General features: G+C 39.0%; 16 protein-coding genes and 3 pseudogenes. 15 read left to right on the top strand and 4 right to left on the bottom strand.

Annotation, left to right across the window (positions count from 1 at the left end; all coding sequences use genetic code 11):
- Positions 1-38 precede the first annotated feature (38 nt).
- Complete coding sequence (locus BN200_RS00205; protein WP_019220390.1) at positions 39-317, bottom strand: hypothetical protein; 279 nt, start codon at positions 315-317, stop codon at positions 39-41.
- A 32-nt stretch (positions 318-349) separates the two neighbouring features.
- Positions 350-1,699, bottom strand: coding sequence for a D-alanyl-D-alanine carboxypeptidase (locus tag BN200_RS00200; protein ID WP_019220389.1), 1,350 nt, complete (start codon positions 1,697-1,699; stop codon positions 350-352).
- 245 nt (positions 1,700-1,944) lie between these two features.
- Here BN200_RS00200 and BN200_RS00195 point away from each other — a divergent pair.
- A pseudogene (locus tag BN200_RS00195) lies at positions 1,945-2,295 on the top strand (ATP-dependent Clp protease adaptor ClpS).
- A gap of 30 nt (positions 2,296-2,325) precedes the next feature.
- Positions 2,326-4,678, top strand: a pseudogene (clpA, locus tag BN200_RS00190) (ATP-dependent Clp protease ATP-binding subunit ClpA).
- Between the two features lie 10 nt (positions 4,679-4,688).
- Here clpA and BN200_RS00185 read toward each other — a convergent pair.
- On the bottom strand, positions 4,689-5,111 hold the full coding sequence (locus tag BN200_RS00185) for an HIT family protein (RefSeq protein WP_019220386.1): 423 nt from the start codon (positions 5,109-5,111) through the stop codon (positions 4,689-4,691).
- 137 nt (positions 5,112-5,248) lie between these two features.
- Positions 5,249-5,710: a RidA family protein gene (locus tag BN200_RS00180; RefSeq protein WP_019220385.1), complete on the bottom strand. Its 462-nt coding sequence runs from the start codon at positions 5,708-5,710 to the stop codon at positions 5,249-5,251.
- 143 nt (positions 5,711-5,853) lie between these two features.
- On the opposite strand from BN200_RS00180, the gene BN200_RS00175 reads away from it, so the two are divergent.
- The 13 genes and pseudogenes from BN200_RS00175 to lpxB all read left to right on the top strand — a co-directional run bounded on the left by BN200_RS00175 (position 5,854) and on the right by lpxB (position 20,031).
- Positions 5,854-6,678: a cell envelope integrity EipB family protein gene (locus tag BN200_RS00175; RefSeq protein ID WP_034988797.1), complete on the top strand. Its 825-nt coding sequence runs from the start codon at positions 5,854-5,856 to the stop codon at positions 6,676-6,678.
- A 193-nt stretch (positions 6,679-6,871) separates the two neighbouring features.
- Positions 6,872-7,645, top strand: a complete 774-nt coding sequence (rpsB, locus tag BN200_RS00170) for a 30S ribosomal protein S2 (protein WP_019220383.1) — start codon at positions 6,872-6,874, stop codon at positions 7,643-7,645.
- A 105-nt stretch (positions 7,646-7,750) separates the two neighbouring features.
- The gene (tsf, locus tag BN200_RS00165; protein ID WP_019220382.1) at positions 7,751-8,674 is read left to right on the top strand and encodes a translation elongation factor Ts; all 924 of its coding nucleotides are present in this window, start codon (positions 7,751-7,753) and stop codon (positions 8,672-8,674) included.
- Between the two features lie 159 nt (positions 8,675-8,833).
- A complete protein-coding gene (gene pyrH, locus BN200_RS00160) occupies positions 8,834-9,553 on the top strand; it encodes a UMP kinase (RefSeq protein ID WP_019220381.1) in 720 nt (239 codons plus the stop codon).
- Between the two features lie 37 nt (positions 9,554-9,590).
- Positions 9,591-10,151 (top strand): ribosome recycling factor, encoded by a 561-nt coding sequence (frr, locus tag BN200_RS00155; RefSeq protein WP_019220380.1) that lies wholly within the window; start codon positions 9,591-9,593, stop codon positions 10,149-10,151.
- 796 nt (positions 10,152-10,947) lie between these two features.
- Positions 10,948-11,764 (top strand): annotated as a pseudogene (locus tag BN200_RS00150) (phosphatidate cytidylyltransferase).
- 15 nt (positions 11,765-11,779) lie between these two features.
- Positions 11,780-12,928 carry an RIP metalloprotease RseP gene (gene rseP, locus BN200_RS00145; RefSeq protein WP_019220379.1) on the top strand — a complete coding sequence of 383 codons (1,149 nt, stop codon included), beginning with the start codon at positions 11,780-11,782 and terminating at the stop codon, positions 12,926-12,928.
- A 204-nt stretch (positions 12,929-13,132) separates the two neighbouring features.
- Complete coding sequence (gene bamA, locus BN200_RS00140) at positions 13,133-15,529, top strand: outer membrane protein assembly factor BamA (protein WP_019220378.1); 2,397 nt, start codon at positions 13,133-13,135, stop codon at positions 15,527-15,529.
- A gap of 65 nt (positions 15,530-15,594) precedes the next feature.
- A complete protein-coding gene (lpxD, locus tag BN200_RS00135; protein WP_019220377.1) occupies positions 15,595-16,641 on the top strand; it encodes a UDP-3-O-(3-hydroxymyristoyl)glucosamine N-acyltransferase in 1,047 nt (348 codons plus the stop codon).
- Between the two features lies 1 nt (position 16,642).
- A complete protein-coding gene (fabZ, locus tag BN200_RS00130) occupies positions 16,643-17,110 on the top strand; it encodes a 3-hydroxyacyl-ACP dehydratase FabZ (protein WP_019220376.1) in 468 nt (155 codons plus the stop codon).
- A 23-nt stretch (positions 17,111-17,133) separates the two neighbouring features.
- A complete protein-coding gene (gene lpxA / locus BN200_RS00125; RefSeq protein WP_019220375.1) occupies positions 17,134-17,958 on the top strand; it encodes an acyl-ACP--UDP-N-acetylglucosamine O-acyltransferase in 825 nt (274 codons plus the stop codon).
- A 2-nt stretch (positions 17,959-17,960) separates the two neighbouring features.
- Positions 17,961-18,833 (top strand): LpxI family protein, encoded by an 873-nt coding sequence (locus BN200_RS00120; protein WP_019220374.1) that lies wholly within the window; start codon positions 17,961-17,963, stop codon positions 18,831-18,833.
- The gene (gene lpxB, locus BN200_RS00115; RefSeq protein WP_019220373.1) at positions 18,826-20,031 is read left to right on the top strand and encodes a lipid-A-disaccharide synthase; all 1,206 of its coding nucleotides are present in this window, start codon (positions 18,826-18,828) and stop codon (positions 20,029-20,031) included. Before BN200_RS00120 ends, lpxB begins: the two co-directional genes overlap by 8 nt.
- The last annotated feature ends 12 nt before the right edge of the window (positions 20,032-20,043 follow it).

Below are 20,043 nucleotides of genomic sequence, written 5' to 3'. Positions count from 1 at the left end.
CTTATTAACAAAATAATCCTTATGGAAAATTTATAAAATTAGACATTTGTTGCACCAAGACGGATTTTAATAGGCACGTTATTTGTTTGGCTTGCAACGCGTAAATGAATGCGTACAGGAGGCATGGTAAGACGACGATTGCGCATTGTTTGACAAATGAGAAGACTTACAAGAGACTGCGTGTTGAGGGGAGCAGGAGTGTGCTTTAAGCCAGCAAGTTTTGCTGCAGCATTCTGAAGAGAACGCAACGAGAGAAGAAATGATTGCTTCAATAATTTTTCTTTTTCGGTAGATGAAGCAAGAGCATTATGTGTCATGGTACTATCCTTAACGCAGAATTCAAAAACTTTTAATAAGCTACAGTATAGCAGTTAAAATTTGCTTTCTTTAATAGAGAACAAGCATTAAATGCAGCCTTTTTTGATTGAAATCCTATAAACCGTGCACGATAATAACGACGTTCATTTTTTTCAAAAAGTTGCATGTGTGAAGATGCATTCTTTAAAGCGCTATAGGCTGTATTTTTTGCTTTTAAAAGCAGAGTTTCTGCTTGTTCTTTACTGGGAAGAGAACCGATTTGGACTGCCCATCCGGCTTTGGTCGACAAAGAGGCGGTAACAATTTTCTCGGTTCTAACAGGTGTAGTTTTCTGAGGATTAGGAATTGGTATAATCGCTTGGTTAACAGCGGCTATTGCTATATTGGAGTTCGTAGGTTGTTCTGCAAATGCTGTCAAAAGAGTAGAAATTTCATCATCGGAATCGGTGGAAGCAGCTTTAACAAGTGGTATAGGAGTGTTAGCGCCAGTGGGTAATTTATAGTGTGCAGAAGCTATTAAATGTTCACCATTTTTCATACGGCTTGCTTTGGGTAAATATTGGCTCAATAAGCTGGCCATGTGCTTATCACGTGCGTTAGAGGATTTACCTCCCATAACAACAGCAACGATAGAGCGCCCTTCAGTACGCATAGAGGTTGCTAGATTAGAACCTGACATTTGTGTGTATCCAGTTTTAATTCCATCGACGCCTTTCATTGTTTGGACTAATTTATTGTGACTGTTCACGGTGTGTCCACGGAAAATAAAACTTTTTGTTTTGAACAATTTATACTGTTGTGGAAAATGTTTGCGTAGAGCCAATGACAAAGTGGCCATATCCTGTGCTGTAGAATAATTGCGTACATCCGGAAGTCCTGAAGCATTTGCGAAATGAGTATTTATCATGCCAAGTTTGCGGGCTTTCGCTGTCATTATTCGTGCAAATTTTTTTTCATTGCCACCAAGATATTCGGCAATTGCAGTAGCAACATCATTTGCTGATCGTGTAATGAGTGCTTTAGCGGCTTCTTGTGCCGAAATTGTTTGACCTTCTTTAAGTCCAAGTTTTGTTGGTGGTCGTGCTGCTGCATCACGTGAGACAGGGATTGGTGTATTGGGTGTTACACGACGCATATGCATAGCCTCAAAAAGCATATAAAGCGTCATCATTTTTGTCAAAGAAGCAGGATAACGTTTTAGCGTTGAATTGGCTTGAAATAGGGTTTTTCCTGTATTGGCATCTATAACAATAGCAGCATACTTATCAGGATAGGCTTCTTGAGGAGTAGCGAATGCCTGAGAGTAAGAAAGAGCTAAAACAATAAAAGCAATTGCTATTTTTTTATAACAACACATAACTTTTTGGCGGTTAATATACACTTTTAGTATCCTATTTTTCCATTTACCCTGAAAAAATCTGTAAAACTTTTTTGCACAGCAGCTTGTTGATACAATTTAGACGAATGGTATTACTAATTTGTTTACAGAAACTATTTTGGGAGTTTTCATATTTGACGTAATCTTATCATAAAAGAAAGCTTTTTTCGTTCTTTACATAAACAGTTGTTGCAATAGTTATGAAAGAATTTAAGAGTAATAAAGGGGCTGCTGCAAGAGAAAGGATGATGGTAAAAAAGCTAATAAAAAATTCCATACTCCATATTATGCACTATGAAAAGGGCAAGAATAGGGATGAATAGAGACATGATACTGTTGTAATAGCCTAAAATGAGATCAAAACTTTAAAAGCCTAAGCTATATTGTGTGTTCTTACTAAAGGATAATTATACAGCTATGGAGTTTATTGTTTTTATTTTAAATAACTTTTTTAAAATAGACTTCGAAAAAGCAACGCGTATTATGTTCAATGTTCATAAAAATGGAATAGGTGAAGGCGAAAATTATAATTTATGAAGTAGCTGAAATGAAAGTAGTAGTACAAGTGAGGGAGTGCGTACGTAAATGAACATCCGTGACAATATGTGATGGAATGGAAGTGAGGGTTTATGCCATCTTTTACGCCTAGTCTTGAAGAAGTTCTTCATCGCGCATTAACAATTGCTCATCAAGCGCGCCATGAATATGCGACATTAGAGCATCTTCTCCTTGCTCTTCTAGATGATGCTGATGCAAATTCAGTCATTCGCGCTTGTCAGGTAGATGTGGAGGAATTACGAGAGCGCTTAACCAACTATATCCAATCAGAGTTAGGTGCACAAATAAGAGATGATGAGGATACGAAGCCGACAACATTTTTCCAGCGTGTTATTCAGCGTGCAGTGATTCATGCTCAGTCAGCTGGGAAAGATGAAGTATCGGGGGCAAATGTTCTCGTTGCAATTTTTTCTGAACGTGAAAGTTATGCGGCATATTTTCTTCAAGAGATGGGTATGACACGCTATGATGTGGTGCGTTTTATTTCACATGGTATCACGCGTGATGATGGATTATCTATGTTACTTGAAGATCTTGAAGAGCAATTGGATCATCAGATATCGGACAATAATGCAAAGGTAACAAGTGCACTGACTGCTTATTGTATTGATCTCAATTGTAAAGCACGCAATGGAAAAGTTGATTTATTAATTGGTCGTGAAATGGAAATTTCACGCATGATTCAGGTTTTATGTCGAAGATCAAAAAACAATCCGCTTTTGGTTGGTGATCCTGGAGTTGGAAAAACCGCTATAATTGAGGGGTTGGCAAAACGCATTGTTGATCGACAAGTGCCTGAAGTTTTATCAAACGTAACGATATTTTCCCTTGATATGGGAGGGCTTGTTGCTGGCACACGCTATCGTGGTGATTTTGAAGAACGACTAAAGCAACTTATTAAAGAATTTGAGCAATATTCAGAGGCTGTTTTATTTATTGATGAAATTCATACATTGATTGGAGCAGGGGCTACATTAGGAGGGAATATGGATGCAGCCAATCTTTTAAAGCCTGCATTATCTTCCGGAACTATTCGATGTATTGGTTCGACGACTTATAAAGAATATCGCAAAATTTTTGAACAAGACAGAGCTTTAGAACGTCGTTTCCAGAAGATTGATGTTAATGAACCTTCTGTTGCTGACGCAATTAAGATTTTGCAGGGATTAAAGCCTTATTTTGAAGATTTTCATCAGATCAAATATACGGATGAGGCGATGAAGGCATCCGTAGAATTATCTTCACGTTATATGATTGATCGCAGATTACCTGATAAAGCAATTGATGTTATTGATGAAAGCGGTGCTGCCGCAAAAGCTTTTGCCAAAAAAACAACGAAAAAAGAGCATAGGTATCAAAGAAATTGAAGCAACTGTTGCTACTATGGCCAGAATTCCGCCAAAAACAGTTTCTGGCGATGACCAGAAAATCCTTAGAAAGCTTGAAAGGGAACTCAAACATGTTGTTTATGGACAAGATCAAGCGATTTCAGCATTAGTATCATCCATTAAATTGGCGCGAGCAGGATTGCGCGATGTGGATAAACCAATAGGAAGTTATTTATTTTCAGGGCCAACAGGTGTCGGAAAAACCGAAGTTGCAAAACAGCTCGCATTGTCGTTAGGAATTGAATTATTGCGTTTTGATATGTCAGAATATATGGAACGGCATACGGTGGCACGCTTAATCGGAGCTCCTCCTGGGTACATAGGCTTTGATCAAGGAGGACTTCTTACAGATGCAGTCGATCAGAAACCCCATGCAATTTTATTGTTGGATGAGATCGAAAAAGCCCATCCAGAGTTGTTTAACATTTTATTGCAGGTAATGGATTACGGAAAGTTAACAGACCATAACGGCAAAAAAATTGATTTTCGCAATATCATTTTAATTATGACAACCAATGCTGGTGCTTCAGATATGGCAAAATCGGCTATTGGATTCGGTAAGGTGCATCGCGATGGTGACGATATAGAAGCGATCAATCGTTTATTTACACCAGAATTTCGTAATAGGTTAGATGCAATCATTCCATTTGCACCTTTATCTCAGTTAATCATTAATCAAATTATACAAAAATTTATTTTTCAACTTGAGGCACAATTGGCTGATCAGGGAATTTGTTTTGAATTAACTCCTTCTGCAATGGTCTGGCTTGCCAATAAAGGATACGATTTTCAGATGGGTGCGCGCCCCTTGGCTCGTATTATACAAGAGCATATTAAGAAACCGCTTGCTGACGAAATTTTATTTGGAAAATTGCGCAATGGCGGCATGGTGCGCGTATTAACGCACAAACCAAAGGGAGGAAAAGAGAAGCTACAGTTAAAAATTTTATCTTCTGACGAATTTGTTGGTTTAAAGAACAGAAAAACACCACGTTTGAACAAAAAACGTTTGGGAAGAAAAAGTTCAGCAACTTAAAGAGTGCTTTTTAAAGGGCCGCTCGAATTTTTTTTGCGTTCTCTTCAAGTATTTCTGTAGGCGTTATAATATTATTATGGGGGGTGAGTTCTATTCCTTCCATACGCGGTATAATATGGAAATGGAGATGGTAGACACTTTGTTGGCTAGCAGCTTCATTAAATTGCATAACTGTTATGCCATCTGCTTGAAAAGCTTTTTTGACAGCATTGGCGATTTTTTGGACAGCTTTGATAACTGGAAACAATGTTTCAGTATCTGCATCCAGTAAGTTTCGAGAGCCTTTTCTAGGAATAACCAGCGTGTGACCTGGTGCTTGTGGCATAATGTCCATGAATGCAATGACATCATCATCTTCATAAACACGAACGGAAGGGATTTCATTACGAATCAATTTCGCAAAAACATTGTTATCATCATAAGTTTGTTCCATACAAATATTTCCTTTTATGCATTTTGATTTTACACTTTTAATTCAATACGGGACAATGCAAAAGATGGCAGGGGTAAGAAAGAGGGATTTTGTATTCAGTTTTTGCTTTTTATAATGTTCTATCATTTGATGAAGGTTTAGATTTCTATAATGGCTTCGACTTCTACTGGAACATCCATAGGAAGAGAAGCAACACCAACAGCGGAACGGGCATGTTTTCCAGCATCACCAAGGATATTGACGAAGAGATCAGAAGCTCCATTAGCTACAAGAGGAATATCAGTAAAATGAGGATCTACAGCAACAAAAACAGTAATTTTTACTACGCGTTTTATTCTCTTTAAATCACCCAGAGTTGCTTTAATTTGTGCGAGAATATTGAGTGCACAGACTTGAGCTGATTTTTTTGCTTGTTCCGTATTAACTGTTGCACCAACTTTACCAGTTGCTACTGGCTTTCCATCCAAAAGAGGCAACTGTCCAGAAATAAAGAGTTGATGGCCGCTTTGTGAAGCTGTTACATAATTAGCAAGAGGTTGTGTGGCTTCAGGCAGAGTTATTCCAAAATTTTTGAGATGGTTTTCAATTGCATTGGTCATAATTTAAACTCCATAGCTATTTTATCATACATTTGTTGCATAAACTATTTTTCGATGGAAGGAAATTTGTGGTTAATTAAGGGGGTGACCTTTTTTGTCTTCGTTGATGATGGTATGCAATGGCAAAAAATTGGAAATTGGGAATGAGCAGATTATTATTTATAATAGTTTTATATATTGCTTTTTTATGTACCGCGAGAGCTGAGGAGTCTATTTTTATTGCTCCTCATCGAGCGATTTACGATTTTCAGCTTGATAGCGCTTCTCATGATATGGCAATTTTGGGGATGACTGGACGAATGGTTTATGAGCTCACAGGTTCAGTCTGTCAGGGGTATACGACACGTTTTCGTTTTATCAGTCGTCTCCATATGGAAGATATGCCAATGCGCTTAACTGATCAACAAACGACAAGTTATGAAACAGGGGACAGTCGGACCTTTCATTTTAGCGTTAAAGATCAGGTTGGACAAGAGATTGCACATAATTCTGAAGGTTTAGCTGAGCGTACTCAAGACGGGATTATAATAAAACTGAAAAAGCCAAAGGATAAAGAGTATAAACTTGCAATGGCTGAGTTTCCCATTATGCAACTCAAAAGTATCATACGGCATGCAAAAGCGGGTCGTCACTTTTACAATACTACTGTATTTGACGGAACAGATAAAGCAGACAAAGTTATAAAAGAAAGTATAATTATTGGTGAAAAGAAAACGCAACTCTCTAATGATGAAACAGAAAAGTTGGGAAAATTGGATGAGGAGGGCTATTGGCCCGTTACGATTTCTTATTTTGATGATGTAGAAAAGAAGGATGGCTTGCCTGTTTATCGTACCAGCTTTCTCCTACATGAGAATGGTGTAACGCGCGATCTTTATATAGATTATGGGGCTTTTGCGGTGCGCGCAAAATTGCATAGTCTTGAATTTCTTAACGGCGAGAAAAGCCTTGATCAATGTAAACATTAAATGTCAATGCAAATGTTAAATGGCGAATGCTAAATGATTGTATAAAATAACTTGAAAAAGAGTCAAATATTAGTATGTTTATCTCATTCCACACGCGGAGCTTGGGTATTTGCAAGATAAAGTCTAGTAAATGTCCACCGGTAGTAGGTTTTCCTGCTTTTTCCGCGGAGGTTAAACCGGAAAGGATAAATTTATGGCACTACCAGATTTTACTATGCACCAGCTTTTAGAAGCAGGTGTACACTTTGGTCACCAGACTCATCGCTGGAATCCGAAGATGACTCCTTATATTTATGGTCAGCGTAATAATATTCATATTATTGATCTTGCTCAGACTGTTCCACTTTTACACCAAGCACTTAAACTTGTTTCAGATACTGTTGCCCGTGGTGGTCGTATTCTCTTTGTTGGCACCAAGCGACAGGCTTCTGATATTATTGCCGATGCAGCGAATCGTTCAGCGCAATATTATGTTAATGCACGTTGGCTTGGGGGTATGCTAACAAACTGGAAGACAATTTCCAATTCGATACATCGTTTGCGTAAGCTGGATAAAATCCTTGCTGCTGAAGCGCAAGGTTTTACCAAAAAAGAACGTTTAAATCTTGAACGTGATCGTGAAAAGCTTAATCGTGCACTTGGTGGTATTAAGGATATGGGGTCTGTTCCAGATCTTATATTTGTTATTGATACCAATAAAGAAAATATTGCTATCCAAGAAGCGAAGCGTTTAGGTATCCCTGTTATTGCTATTATTGATACCAACTGCGATCCTGATAACGTTGATCATCCGATTCCCGGTAATGATGATGCTTCGCGAGCTATTTCTCTTTATTGTGATCTTTTTGCTCGTGCGGCTCTTGATGGTATTGCTCGTCAGCAAGGTGCGATGGGTATCGATTTGGGAGCTCAAGCTGATGCACCTATGGAGCCTGTTTTGGAAAATGCTGTTCCGGTTTCTGAGTGATATTAAAAACGCCTATTAGGGCTTGTTTTCTAGAGAAAAAGTTATAGGCGTGCACAGGATTTTCTTTTTGCACGCCTTTTACAGTTACAGAATAAAGAGGCAAATATGAGCATTACTGCTGCACAAGTAAAAGAACTTCGAGAATTATCAGGCGCTGGTATGATGGATTGTAAGGCGGCGCTGGCAGAGACCAACGGTGATATGGAGGCTGCTGTTGATTGGCTTCGTAAAAAAGGGATAGCTAAAGCCGATAAAAAGGCTGGGCGTACGGCAGCTGAAGGATTGGTTGGAGTTGTATCACAAGATTTAAGCGCGGTTTTAGTTGAGATCAATTCTGAAACAGATTTTGTTGCCCGCAACGATGTATTCCAAGATATTGTGCGCAATGTGGCGACAGCTGCTTTGGGAACAGAGGGAAGTGTTGATGCTGTTTGTGCATCTTTTTATCCCGGTTCTGAGAAGACTGTAGAGGCTACAATTAAGGATGCAATTGGGACCATTGGCGAAAATATGACATTTCGTCGTTCTGCTAAACTCTCTGTTGAGGATGGTGTCGTTGCCACTTATATGCACAATAGTGTAGCTGAGGGACTTGGCAAACTTGGTGTTTTGGTTGCTGTCGAAACAACAGGAAATAAGGAGGCGGCAGCAGCTTTTGGTAGGCAAGTTGCAATGCATATCGCAGCCACCAATCCGTTGGCGCTAACAGCGCAAGATGTTGATGCCGATGCCATTGAGCGTGAAAAAGCGATCTTCTCAGAACAAGCGCGTCAATCTGGAAAGCCTGAAAATATTATTGAGAAAATGGTTGAAGGGCGTATGCGTAAGTTTTTCGAAGAGGTTGTTTTGCTTTCTCAGGCTTTTGTGATGAATCCTGATATAACTGTTGATGCTGCTTTGAAGGATGCTGAAAAATCGATTGGTGCACCGGCAAAAATCACAGGTTTTATTCGTTTTGCACTGGGTGAAGGTGTGGAAAAAGAGCAGTCTGATTTTGCTGCAGAGGTTGCAGCTGCTGCAAAAGGATAACCATTTATTAATGATTGACCAGAGATTTTAAATCATAACATTGATTGTAAAATCACTGAGAGCGAAAGAGTATAGTTATTAAGAGGGCGTCACAGAGTAAAGTGGTGCCCTTAGTGGTGTCAAAAGCAAAAAGTGAATATGCTTTTGGGGAGATTATCAATGACATTAGCGCTTCAATATAAACGTATTCTTTTAAAGGTTTCTGGTGAAGCTCTTATGGGAGGGCAGAGTTTTGGAATTGATGTTTCCGTTGCGGACCGTATTGCTGCTGATGTTGCTGAAGTGCGGGCGATGGGGGTAGAGGTCGCTATTGTTATCGGTGGAGGTAATATTTTTCGTGGTGTTGCTGTTGCTTCGCATGGTGGAGATCGTGTGACAGGTGATCATATGGGAATGCTGGCAACGGCTATTAATTCCTTAGCGTTGCGAACATCATTGACAAAACTAGGTGTTGAGACGGTTGTCTTATCTGCGATTGCCATGCCGCAAATTTGTGAGAGTTTCTCACAGCGTAAGGCGATAGGTTATATGAATCAAGGAAAGGTCGTTATTTTTGCAGGCGGTACTGGTAATCCGTTCTTTACGACTGATTCTGCTGCTACTTTACGTGCAGCAGAAATTGGTGCAGATGTTCTTCTGAAAGGAACGCAAGTAGATGGTATTTATTCTGCAGATCCAAAGTTAGATCCTACGGCTAAGCGTTTTGATCAGCTAACACATGTCGAGATTTTGCAATTGGGGTTATCCGTTATGGATACAACCGCAGTTACTTTAGCGCGCGAGAACAATGTACCGATCATTGTTTACTCCATTCATGAAAAAGGTGGTTTAGCTAGGGTTTTGAATGGAACAGGACGGTTTACAATAGTATCGGAATGAAGATAATCTTCAAGGCGTAATTAAAGGAGACAGAAATATGAATGTTACATCAATTATGGATGACCTGAAACGTCGCATGCACGGTGCTATTTCGGCTTTTAAACATGAATTAGGGGGATTGCGAACTGGGCGAGCTTCAGCCAGTTTACTAGAGCCATTAACGGTGGAGGCTTATGGTTCTGTTGTACATATAAATCAGGTTGCAAATATTTCTGTTCCCGAACCGCGAATGCTCTCAGTCTTTGTTTGGGATAAAGCGATGGTAGGAGCTGTGGAGCGTGCTATCCGTGATTCTGGTCTTGGTTTAAATCCTATTACTGATGGTATGAATTTGCGTATTCCTCTACCTGAATTGAATGAAGAACGGCGTAAAGAACTGGTAAAAATTGCCCATCAATATGCAGAGCAAGCCCGTGTTGCTACTCGCCATGTTCGCAGAGATGGTATGGATAATTTGAAGAAGTTAGAAAAAGAAGGCGAGATAGGTCAAGATGAAGCACATGGTTTGTCCGAAAAAGTTCAAAAACTCACGGATGAAACCATTGCCGATATTGATAAGATTTTAGCTGTCAAAGAATCTGAAATTATGCACGTCTAAGACGGTTTTTTCATCAAAAAGAGAATATCACGCTCCTATCTTACAAGATTATTTTTATTGGGAGGAAGCGGCTTTATATGTGTTGTTGATAGCAAGGCATAAAGTGAGAAAAGATGTATTTTATCGCATTGTACGCTATAGGCAAGATTGATTTGAAGTGGCAGATATTTTTTGAAACTTTATTGACACTTTGTGAGGATATCTTCTGGAGCGCAATTATTTAACTAGATAATGAAGGTTTTTTGCCAAAGTCTAGTTTTTTGGGTTGTATGATAAAAAATAATGTTTTCATGATTAAAGATTTTTCGAATATTTCACGGAAAATTTCGAAAAGCGATTATTTGTCAAAGAGTTAATCTTAATTTTGATATGACTTTCCGTTACAAATGAAGCAATGGAAGAGATAAAGGATGGTTGTCTTGAGCGTTTGTTTGATGTTTTTTACTTTTGAACAAATGAAGAGTGATCTTTTAGAAAAAAAACTTTAATATCAGATAATTATCCTACAGGATCTTCATGGGGTATATGGTGAGTGAAGCGCATTTTTTTATTTTGAAAGTGAATGATATATTGGAACATATGTTTTAGGATTGATTTTTATGTGTAAACTTTTCAAGTTGTTATCACTGTTTATTGGTCTTATGAACAACTCTCTTGGTAGAGTCGATCATTTATGGTAAATTATCGGTAAAGTTTGCAAAATGTAAATATAAAAATACTGTGTAGCAAAGCCGAACTTTTTTGTTTGCAGGGGCTTTTGAGGTTTGTCTTTTTAATTTTATGTTTGGAAATTATTTTGTCTAATCTGATTTCTCGTATTCTGACTGCTTTTGTTTTTGGATTTATTGCTTTGTATTTAACATGGGTTGGGGGCATTGTATTTTTTTTATTTGTGTGGGTTATTGGCGGTTTTATTCTTTACGAATGGGTGAGTATTACGAAAGAAAAGTGGCATGTTTCACAAAAAATACTAGCGAGTATTTTTTATTTAGTTTTTGGCGCTTTTTTTGTATCGAACGCTTCTGCTTCATTAATTTTTTGTTTTTTGCTAGCTTTTTCAGCACTGTTAGCTATCGGGCCGTTGAGAAGGACTATTTGGGTTTTTTCTGGTTTTTTATATGTATGTTTTCCGGTTTTGGCTTTGTGCTTTTTACGTGGTCATGAGCCGTTAGGATTCTGGGCTGTTCTCTTCTTATTTGCGATAGTGTGGGGAACCGATATTGCTGGATATTTTAGTGGACGTGCATTTGGTGGTCCTAAATTAGCACCACAATTTTCCCCTAATAAAACATGGGCAGGGGCAATTGGTGGTACATTTGTCGGAGTTTCTGGCGGTCTATTGATTGCTTTTCGTTTTTTTGATTTAAATTCAGCAATTTTTTTTTGTGCCATTTCTTGCACTGATTTTATCAATTGTTTCGCAAATGAGTGATTTGGGGCAATCGTGGCTCAAAAGGCGATTTTCTGTTAAAGATTCTAGTTCTTTATTGCCTGGACACGGTGGGTTTATGGACCGTATGGATGGGTTAGTAGGGGCTGCTTTTCTTCTTTATTTAATTGGTTCTTTTATGTCTGATATGGATACACCTTTTAATCTTTTTTCTATGGTTTAATCGGGAGAAGATATTTTGGATTTTTTGAATCATATAAGTGCTTTGAGCGACTTACTTTTGAGAAGTTTGAGCGTTTTTTTCGTCGTTATAGTGATCATTTTTGTTCACGAACTTGGGCATTATCTTATTGGGCGGTGGTGCGGTATCAAGGCATCAATTTTTTCGCTTGGGTTTGGACCACAAATAGTTGGGTACAAAGATAAGCATGGTACACAGTGGCGTTTAGCACTTATTCCTTTGGGGGGGTACGTAAAATTTATAGGGGATGAGGAGGATGGGTGTGGAGCATCTTTCCAATCACGTCCAATTGTTGACGGTTCATTTGCTAGTGCGCATGCTTGGAAAAAAGCAGCGACTGTCTTTGCTGGTCCCTTATTCAACGCTCTTTTTACCGTTGTTATTTTAACATTTTTTTTCTTTACATATGGTCGTGTAGCTATTGAGCCAGTTGTTGGGTCTTTTGTAAAAGATTCTCCTGCTGTTCAGGCTGGTTTACAATTAGGCGACCGTTTTATTGAAATGGATGGTCAACAGGTTGAGAGTTTTGAAGATTTGATGAACTATGTGTCGTTTCACGGTGGAGAGCCTATAGAATTTAAAATGGAACGTAGTGGGCAGCTATTTACGACGGTGATTACACCAAAAGTGGTCGAGAGAGATGATGGATTTGGTAATCGGGTTCGGAGTGGACTGATAGGTGTGGGGGTTCCTGTTGATCCAAATAATCCTGCACGTTTAGATCAAGCCTATGTAAAACACATTCATTATGGTTTTGGTAGAGCTTTGAGAGAAGCGTCAAAACGTGCTACATTTATTGTTACCCAAACAATTTTTTTCGTGGGGCGTTTACTCGGTGGAAAAGAAGATCATTGTCGTCTAAGTGGCCCTTCTAAGACAGTTAAAATTGCTTGGAAAGTGAGTGAGACAGGTTTCCTCTCTTTGTTGAATTTTACAGCTTTTCTTTCGATAGGTATTGGACTTATTAATCTTTTTCCAATTCCTCCACTTGATGGTGGGCATTTGTTATTTCATGTTGTTGAAATCGTTACTGGAAAGCCAGTATCAGCTAAAATTCGGGAGATTATTTTTCGCTTGGGCCTTTGTATTGTTCTCTTGTTTATGTTTTTTGCGCTCTTTAATGATTATTTTTGTTGGTTTAGCTAATTAAATTATGGAAAATATTTTACAAATTAGGTAATAATAGAAAGATATAAATGAAAAGTTGTTTACCATATCCACAAAATATTGTGGCATCGTGCACTATAATGAGTAATTAAGGGGTGGAAAGTCTCGCTGTGTAAAGGAATTTTTATGGCAGTTGGCTTTTTGAGGCGTTGTGTTCAGGGAATAAGATAAGGTAAAAAACCAATGACTATCAATTCAAGGTTTTTAAATGCAGCATCTGTGTTGGTGTTAGGTATGAGGGTTATTGCCCCAACAACAGCCTTTGTATCAATTGCAATGGTTGGAGGGGTGCAGGCATCTGTTGTCCGTTCCATTGACGTTCACGGAAATAAATTTGTCAGTGCTCAGGCAGTTCGAGATAATATAGATATTAAAGTTGGCAAGAATTTTTCTAGTGGTGATGTGGATTCTGCTGTAAAGCGTCTTTTTGGACTAGGATTATTTTATGATGTTAAAATAAACCAAGTAGGCGATAAGCTTGTTGTCTTTGTCAAAGAGTACGAAGTTGTCAATCAAGTACTGTTTCAAGGAAATAAATCTCTTAAAGATCCTGATCTTAAGCGGTTTATTTCTTTAAAGCCCAATGAGCCTTTTAATTCTGCTAAGCTCTCAGCTGATGTTAATGTGATTCGTGAAGCTTATAAAACTGTTGGTCGTAATAATATTGCTGTTAGTGTTCAAACTATTAACCTTGGGAAAGGCCGCGTAAATGTGGTCTTTAATATCGCTGAAGGTCGCAGAACAAAGATTAGTGATATAACTTTTAAAGGAAATCATGCGTTTGCAAGTCGCCGTTTACGTGATGTAATTTCAACAAAGCCTTCAGGAATACTCTCGTTGTTGTTGAGAGGTGATGTTTATAGTGAAGAGCGTTTGGCTGCTGATGAAGAGGCGCTGCGTCGCTTTTACTATAATCGTGGTTATGCGGATTTTCGCGTTATTTCCTCTAAAGCAGTTTTTGATGAAGCACATAATGCTTATAAAATTGATTTTGTTCTCGATGAAGGGGTGCGCTACAAAATTGGGGATGTTAAGATTGAAAGTGATATCGATGGGATTGATGTTCAATCTATGAAAGGGATACTTAAAACCCATCCAGGTGATATTTATAGTGCAGAGAATATTGAACAATCTGTTGCAATTATTAACAATAGGGCTGCTGATTCGGGGTATGCTTTTGCTAAAGTTGAGCCACGGGGCAATCGTGATTTGGCAAATCACACAATTTCTATTTTGTATAACATTGAACAAGGTCCTCGGGCGTATGTTCAGCGTATTGAGATCCGTGGTAATGAAAAGACACGTGACTATGTCATTCGCCGTGAGCTTGATTTAAATGAAGGTGATGCTTACAATCAGACCTTATTGCAGCGAGCGAAACTTCGTCTAGAAGGTTTAGGCTTTTTTAAAGCTGTTAATATCTCGATGGTTCCCACCGATCAAGCCGATCAGGTTATTTTGGTTGTAGATGTTGTTGAGGCTCCAACAGGAGATCTTTCTTTTTCTGGAGGGTATACAACCGGTGGTACAAGTCCTGGTATGTCACTTGAGGTATCTGTTACCGAGCGTAATCTAGGGGGGCGTGGTCAGTATGTTCGCTTAGGCTTAGGTGCTGGGCAAGAGAAATCGCGTAATTACAATTTGTCGTTTGTTGATCCTTACTTCTTGGGTTATCGTTTATCTGCTGGGGTTGATATTTTTCGCAGTACTTACCGTGCTGATAAAGCATATGATGTACGACAGACGGGTGGGTCACTTCGGTTTTCGATGCCTGTTAATGACCAGTTGTCTGCTAATTTAGCTTATTCTTATGTGCAGGAAGAATATGATTTTGGTAAAGAATATGACTTAAGCAAAGAGACTGATATAAGAGAGTTATATGGGAAATATTCTGGTGCAATTGTTCAAGCAGCACAGCATAGCCCTTGGAAACGTTCATCAATTAGTTATGGTCTAACCTATAATAGTATTGATGATATGAAAAATCCCCATGATGGATGGTATGTGCGTGTTCTTCAGGAATATGCAGGACTTGGCGGCAATGCGAAATTCTTGAAGACAACGGGTAAAGCGATGATGTATAAAACGCTTTCTGACCGGATGGATCTTGTCGGTTTACTTTCTTTTGGTGGTGGTTATATCCACGAAATAGGCCGAGAGGGTGTGCGTATTTTCGATATGTTTAAAGTAAATACTGATATGATCCGTGGCTTCAAATATAACGGCATAGGTCCACGTCAGGTTTCCAACAAAGGTGAAGTTTATTTCTTAGGGGGAACGACCTATATGAATGCAACTGCTGAAGTACAGTTTCCTATACCTGTTGTGCCTGAAGGATTAGGATTCCGCGGTGCGTTATTTGCCGATATTGCAACGCTCTATGGCAATAATTATAAACCTGTTTTGCAGGGTGAAACGCCTGTTACGAATGTTAAAAGTGCATTGCGTTCTTCTGCAGGGGTGAGTTTGATGTGGGATTCACCATTTGGTCCGCTGCGTTTTGATTATGCTTGGCCAATAAAAAAGCAAGAAGGGGATCGTTTGCAGCAATTGAACTTTGGTATTTCTACGAAATTCTGATTTAAATTTCCTTTAGAGGGAACAATTTAAAGAGAATGGGGTAAGCTGGGAGAGAAAGTGTTTTGATGGCGGATACATTTTTTTTTACGCCGTCCCGGCGATTGACAGTTGCCAATATTGCGGAGTTAACAGGTGCAAAACTTCTTAATCCAGAGTTTTCTAATACAGTTATAAATACTCTTTCTTCGCTTGAAAGTGCTGGAAAAGGTTCTCTTGTGTTTGTGGAGCATAGGAAGTTTTCTGATGCTTTGGTGGGAAGTTCTGCTGTTGCTGTTTTTTGTACGAATGAAATCGTTTTTAAAGTTCCGGAATCTATGGCAATTTTGGTGACATCGACGCCTCAGCGTGATTTTGCTCAGATTGGTCGCATCTTATTTCCTGATTCTGTTAAGCCAATGCCTTGGTTTGGACAGAGAGAGATCTCTCCGCACGCGCATATTCATCCAAGTGCTAAGCTTGCACAGGATGTATGTATTGAAGCAGGAGCTGTTATTGGGAGAAATGTTGAGATTGGTTCAGGATCTGTTATTGCATCGACTGCTGTCATTGGTGAAAACTGCCGTATTGGGCGTGATTGCTATATTGCTCCCAAGGTAACGGTTCAGTATTCTTTGATAGGTGATAAAGTTCATCTTTACCCTGGTGCCTGCATTGGGCAAGATGGTTTTGGTTATGTCGGTGGTGCTTCTGGAATTGAAAAAGTTCCGCAGCTTGGTCGTGTTATCATTGAGAATGGTGTAGAAATTGGTGCCAATACAACAATTGATCGTGGAACATTTGAGGATACCATTATTGGTGAGGGAAGCAAAATCGATAATTTAGTACAGATCGCTCACAATGTAAAGATTGGTCGTTATTGTCTTATTGCCGCTCAATGTGGAATTGCTGGAAGTACATCCATAGGTGATATGTCTCAACTTGGCGGCAGTGTTGGGGTGGCAGACCATATCGTCATAGGTAAATATGTTCAGATTGCTGCTGGGAGTGGTGTTATGAATGACATTCCGGATGGTGAAAAATGGGGAGGTAGTCCTGCGCGACCATTTAAACAATGGTTCCGTGAAGTCGCTGCTTTGCGTAATATTGGCAAAGTGAAAAAGGAGAAACGCTAATATGGTCACCACCGAAGGAATTAAAAGTTTAGAGACGGTAGATATTGAAAAATTGCTCTCAATATTACCGCATCGTTATCCGTTTTTATTGATTGATCGGATTGTTGAAATTGACGGCGAACAAGAGGCTATTGGTATTAAAAATATAACCATTAACGAGCCGCATTTTGTGGGACATTTTCCTGCAAAACCAGTTATGCCTGGTGTGTTGATTTTAGAAGCTATGGCACAAACAGCAGGAGCAATTTCGCTTTTAAGATTAGGGAATAAGCAAACAAATTTGGTTTATCTTATGACTGTTGATAATGCGAAGTTTCGTAAGCCAGTTGTGCCTGGTGATCAGCTAAAGATTCATGTCCAGCTTTTAAAAAAGCGATCTGGCATGCGGCGTTTTTCCTGTGTTGCAGTGGTAGAGGGAGTTCGTGTTGCCGAAGCCGAAATTGCTGCAATGATTCTCGAGAAAGAGTAAACGATATTGGTGGGGATTTAAAAATGTCCGGTACGAAAATCCATCCAACTGCTCTTGTAGAGAAGGGAGCGCAGCTTGGTGAGAATGTATGCGTTGGGCCGTTTTGTCATATTAGTTCACAGGCTGTTATTGGTGATGGATGCAGTTTGATGAGTCATGTTGTGATAATGGGAAAAACAACGTTAGGAGCCGATAGTAAAGTATTTTCACATGCAGTTTTGGGAGCAGAACCGCAAAATAATAAACATAAGGGAGGTTGTACAACTCTTTCTATTGGTAAAAATTGTACGATTCGTGAAGGCGTAACAATGCATAGAGGCTCCGATTCGAGTGTGGGAATGACGACCGTGGGTGATCATTGCCAATTTTTTTGTTATGCACATATCGCCCACGATTGCTCTGTAGGCAATCATGTCACATTTGCAAATAATGTGATGATCGCTGGTCATGTTACTGTTGGTGATTATGTTATTATTGGTGGTGGTGCTGCTGTTCACCAATTTGTTCGTGTTGGGCATCATGCATTTATTGGTGGGGTGTCGGCACTGGTTGGCGATTTAATTCCCTATGGAACAGCTGTTGGTGTGCAGGCAAAACTGGCAGGATTAAATATTATTGGTATGAAGCGTGCAGGTCTTGAGCGTAAAGATATTCATGCATTACGCCATGCAGTTGCTATGCTTTTTGATCATAGCAAGCCGTTTAAAGAGCGTGTCAGCGATGTTGCTTCTTCCTATCCTACTTCTCAGTCTGTTATTGATGTTGTTAATTTTATTAAAGAAGAAGGGAAACGTTTTTATTGTACGCCAAAATTTGAAGGTGATAGAATAAAAGAAAATAAGGATTAAAAATGCCTGTCTTTGGTGCGAGAAGTTTTCCTTCCGGCCGCACTGCTATTATAGCAGGAAATGGTATTCTACCTATCACGATTGCTCAAGAACTTGAAAAAGGTGGACAGAATCCTTTTCTTGTTCTTTTGCGTGATGAAGCAGATGCTTTGCTTTATCGCTATGAACATTGCGAGTTATCAATTGTAGAATTAGCGCGGCTTGTTAAAATCTTAAAGACAGCTGACGTTTGTAATATTGTTTTGGCTGGTGGTGTAAAAAGGCGTCCGCTCCTTACGCAATTGCAATTCGATTGGACAACATTTTTAGCTCTCCCTAAGTTAATTGGAGCCTTGAGGAGAGGAGATGATGTGTTATTAAAAGCCTTTATAAGGGTTATTGAAGCACATGGTTTTCGTGTTATTGGTGCTCATGAGATAGTTCCAAATCTTTTAGCTCCAAGAAATTTTGATTTAACATTACGGCGAGCTACACGAAAAGAAAAAAAAGATATTTTATTAGCAGCAGAAGCAGCAAAGCTTTTAGGAAGTTTAGATATAGGGCAAGCAGCAGTGGCTATCAATGGAAGGGTGATTGCGGTTGAGGGAGCAGAGGGAACTGATAATATGCTGTGGCGGATTTGCGAAATGCGAGAGAGAGGACAAATTCCCCCTAAAGGTGGTGTTCTTGTTAAATGTGCAAAGCCACAACAAGATCATCGCGTTGATTTGCCTTCAATTGGGCCTACAACAATAATGAATATTGCAAAGAGTGGATTGGCTGGAATTGCCGTGGAAGCAAATAGAAGTTTGATATTGTCAGTGAAAACAACCTTAGAAAAAGCCAACAAATATTCTTTGTTTATAGAAACATTTGAAAAATTTAATCATGAATGAGTGTTTCTTAAAAATTGCTGTTGTTGCAGGCGAAGAATCTGGTGATTTGCTTGCAGCAGATTTAATGTCTTATTTGTCACAACAGACAGGATGCAACATTGATTTGATTGGTGTTGGAGGGAGGCATTTAAAGGCATTAGGCTTAAAAAGCCTTTTTGATTCTCAAGATATTGCTTTAATCGGTTTAGGCGCAGTATTAAAGAAACTTCCATCATTATTGATGAAGATTGGCAATTTATCCAAATTTATTGCACAAGAAAAACCCGATTGTTTAATTATTATTGATAGCCCTGATTTTACCCATCGTGTTGCAAAAAAAGTGCGTGTTCTAGCGCCTTCTATTCCTATCGTCAAATATATTGCACCAACGGTTTGGGCATGGCGGCCTGAGCGCGCTAAAGCTATGCGTCAATTTGTTGATCATGTTTTGGCGGTTTTTCCTTTTGAAGAAAAGATTATGCAGGATTTGGGAGGTCCACCCACTACCTACGTTGGACATCGTCTTGTAACTTATCCTCCGCTCTTGACTATTCAATTAGAAAAAAGACGTCAATCAGAAAAAAAACATTTGTTTGCTCAACAAACATTATCGCCTACGTTAGTTATTTTACCAGGGTCACGCAATTCAGAGATTCGCTCCTTAATGCCTATTTTTCAAGAAGTAGTAGAAACTCTTGTACAACGCATCCCTCATTTACATATTATTTTACCAACCCTACCCCATTTGGTAGGTGAAATTCAAAATTTTATCCAGAGCTGGAAAAGCAAAGTAGAAATTGTTATTGGTGAAGATGCGAAATGGCATGCTTTTTCGAAGGCAGATGTTGCACTTGCGGCACTTGGAACGGTTTCACTTGAATTAGCATTAGCAAAAATTCCTATGGTTCTTTGCTATAAACTTGACTGTTTTTCTAAACTATTCATTTTTCCCAAAATAATGTTATGGAGTGGTGTTCTTCCAAATATTATTTCTGATAAGCCTATTGTGCCAGAATATTTTAATGAATTCCTACGTCCTGGCATGTTAGCAAGGCAGATAGAACAACTTTTGTATAATCCTTTATTACGACAGGCACAGCTCGATGCTTTTGAGATGGTAGAACAGAAAATGAAGACTGAAATGCCATCTGGAGTTATCGCTGCTCAAACAATAGTCACCCTCCTTAAAGAGAGAGGTGGACCTTTAAAATTTTCGTAAATAAAACAACTA

This window comes from Bartonella senegalensis OS02 (assembly GCF_000312545.1).
GTDB classification, from domain to species: Bacteria; Pseudomonadota; Alphaproteobacteria; order Rhizobiales; family Rhizobiaceae; genus Bartonella; species Bartonella senegalensis.
The sequence above is the reverse complement of the archived record's forward strand: the minus strand, read 5'-3'. Positions and strand labels throughout refer to the sequence as shown.

What these genes read in the sequence shown, in the direction of transcription:
- rpsB (WP_019220383.1), top strand. Translation starts at nt 6,872, where the DNA reads ATGGCACTACCAGATTTTACTATGCACCAGCTTTTAGAAGCAGGTGTA.
- bamA (WP_019220378.1), top strand. Translation starts at nt 13,133, where the DNA reads ATGACTATCAATTCAAGGTTTTTAAATGCAGCATCTGTGTTGGTGTTA.
- lpxB (WP_019220373.1), top strand. Translation starts at nt 18,826, where the DNA reads ATGAATGAGTGTTTCTTAAAAATTGCTGTTGTTGCAGGCGAAGAATCT.
- lpxA (WP_019220375.1), top strand. Translation starts at nt 17,134, where the DNA reads ATGTCCGGTACGAAAATCCATCCAACTGCTCTTGTAGAGAAGGGAGCG.
- pyrH (WP_019220381.1), top strand. Translation starts at nt 8,834, where the DNA reads ATGACATTAGCGCTTCAATATAAACGTATTCTTTTAAAGGTTTCTGGT.
- BN200_RS00185 (WP_019220386.1), bottom strand. Translation starts at nt 5,111, where the DNA reads ATGGAACAAACTTATGATGATAACAATGTTTTTGCGAAATTGATTCGT.
- BN200_RS00175 (WP_034988797.1), top strand. Translation starts at nt 5,854, where the DNA reads ATGAGCAGATTATTATTTATAATAGTTTTATATATTGCTTTTTTATGT.
- BN200_RS00205 (WP_019220390.1), bottom strand. Translation starts at nt 317, where the DNA reads ATGACACATAATGCTCTTGCTTCATCTACCGAAAAAGAAAAATTATTG.
- BN200_RS00180 (WP_019220385.1), bottom strand. Translation starts at nt 5,710, where the DNA reads ATGACCAATGCAATTGAAAACCATCTCAAAAATTTTGGAATAACTCTG.
- fabZ (WP_019220376.1), top strand. Translation starts at nt 16,643, where the DNA reads ATGGTCACCACCGAAGGAATTAAAAGTTTAGAGACGGTAGATATTGAA.
- tsf (WP_019220382.1), top strand. Translation starts at nt 7,751, where the DNA reads ATGAGCATTACTGCTGCACAAGTAAAAGAACTTCGAGAATTATCAGGC.
- BN200_RS00120 (WP_019220374.1), top strand. Translation starts at nt 17,961, where the DNA reads ATGCCTGTCTTTGGTGCGAGAAGTTTTCCTTCCGGCCGCACTGCTATT.
- frr (WP_019220380.1), top strand. Translation starts at nt 9,591, where the DNA reads ATGAATGTTACATCAATTATGGATGACCTGAAACGTCGCATGCACGGT.
- lpxD (WP_019220377.1), top strand. Translation starts at nt 15,595, where the DNA reads ATGGCGGATACATTTTTTTTTACGCCGTCCCGGCGATTGACAGTTGCC.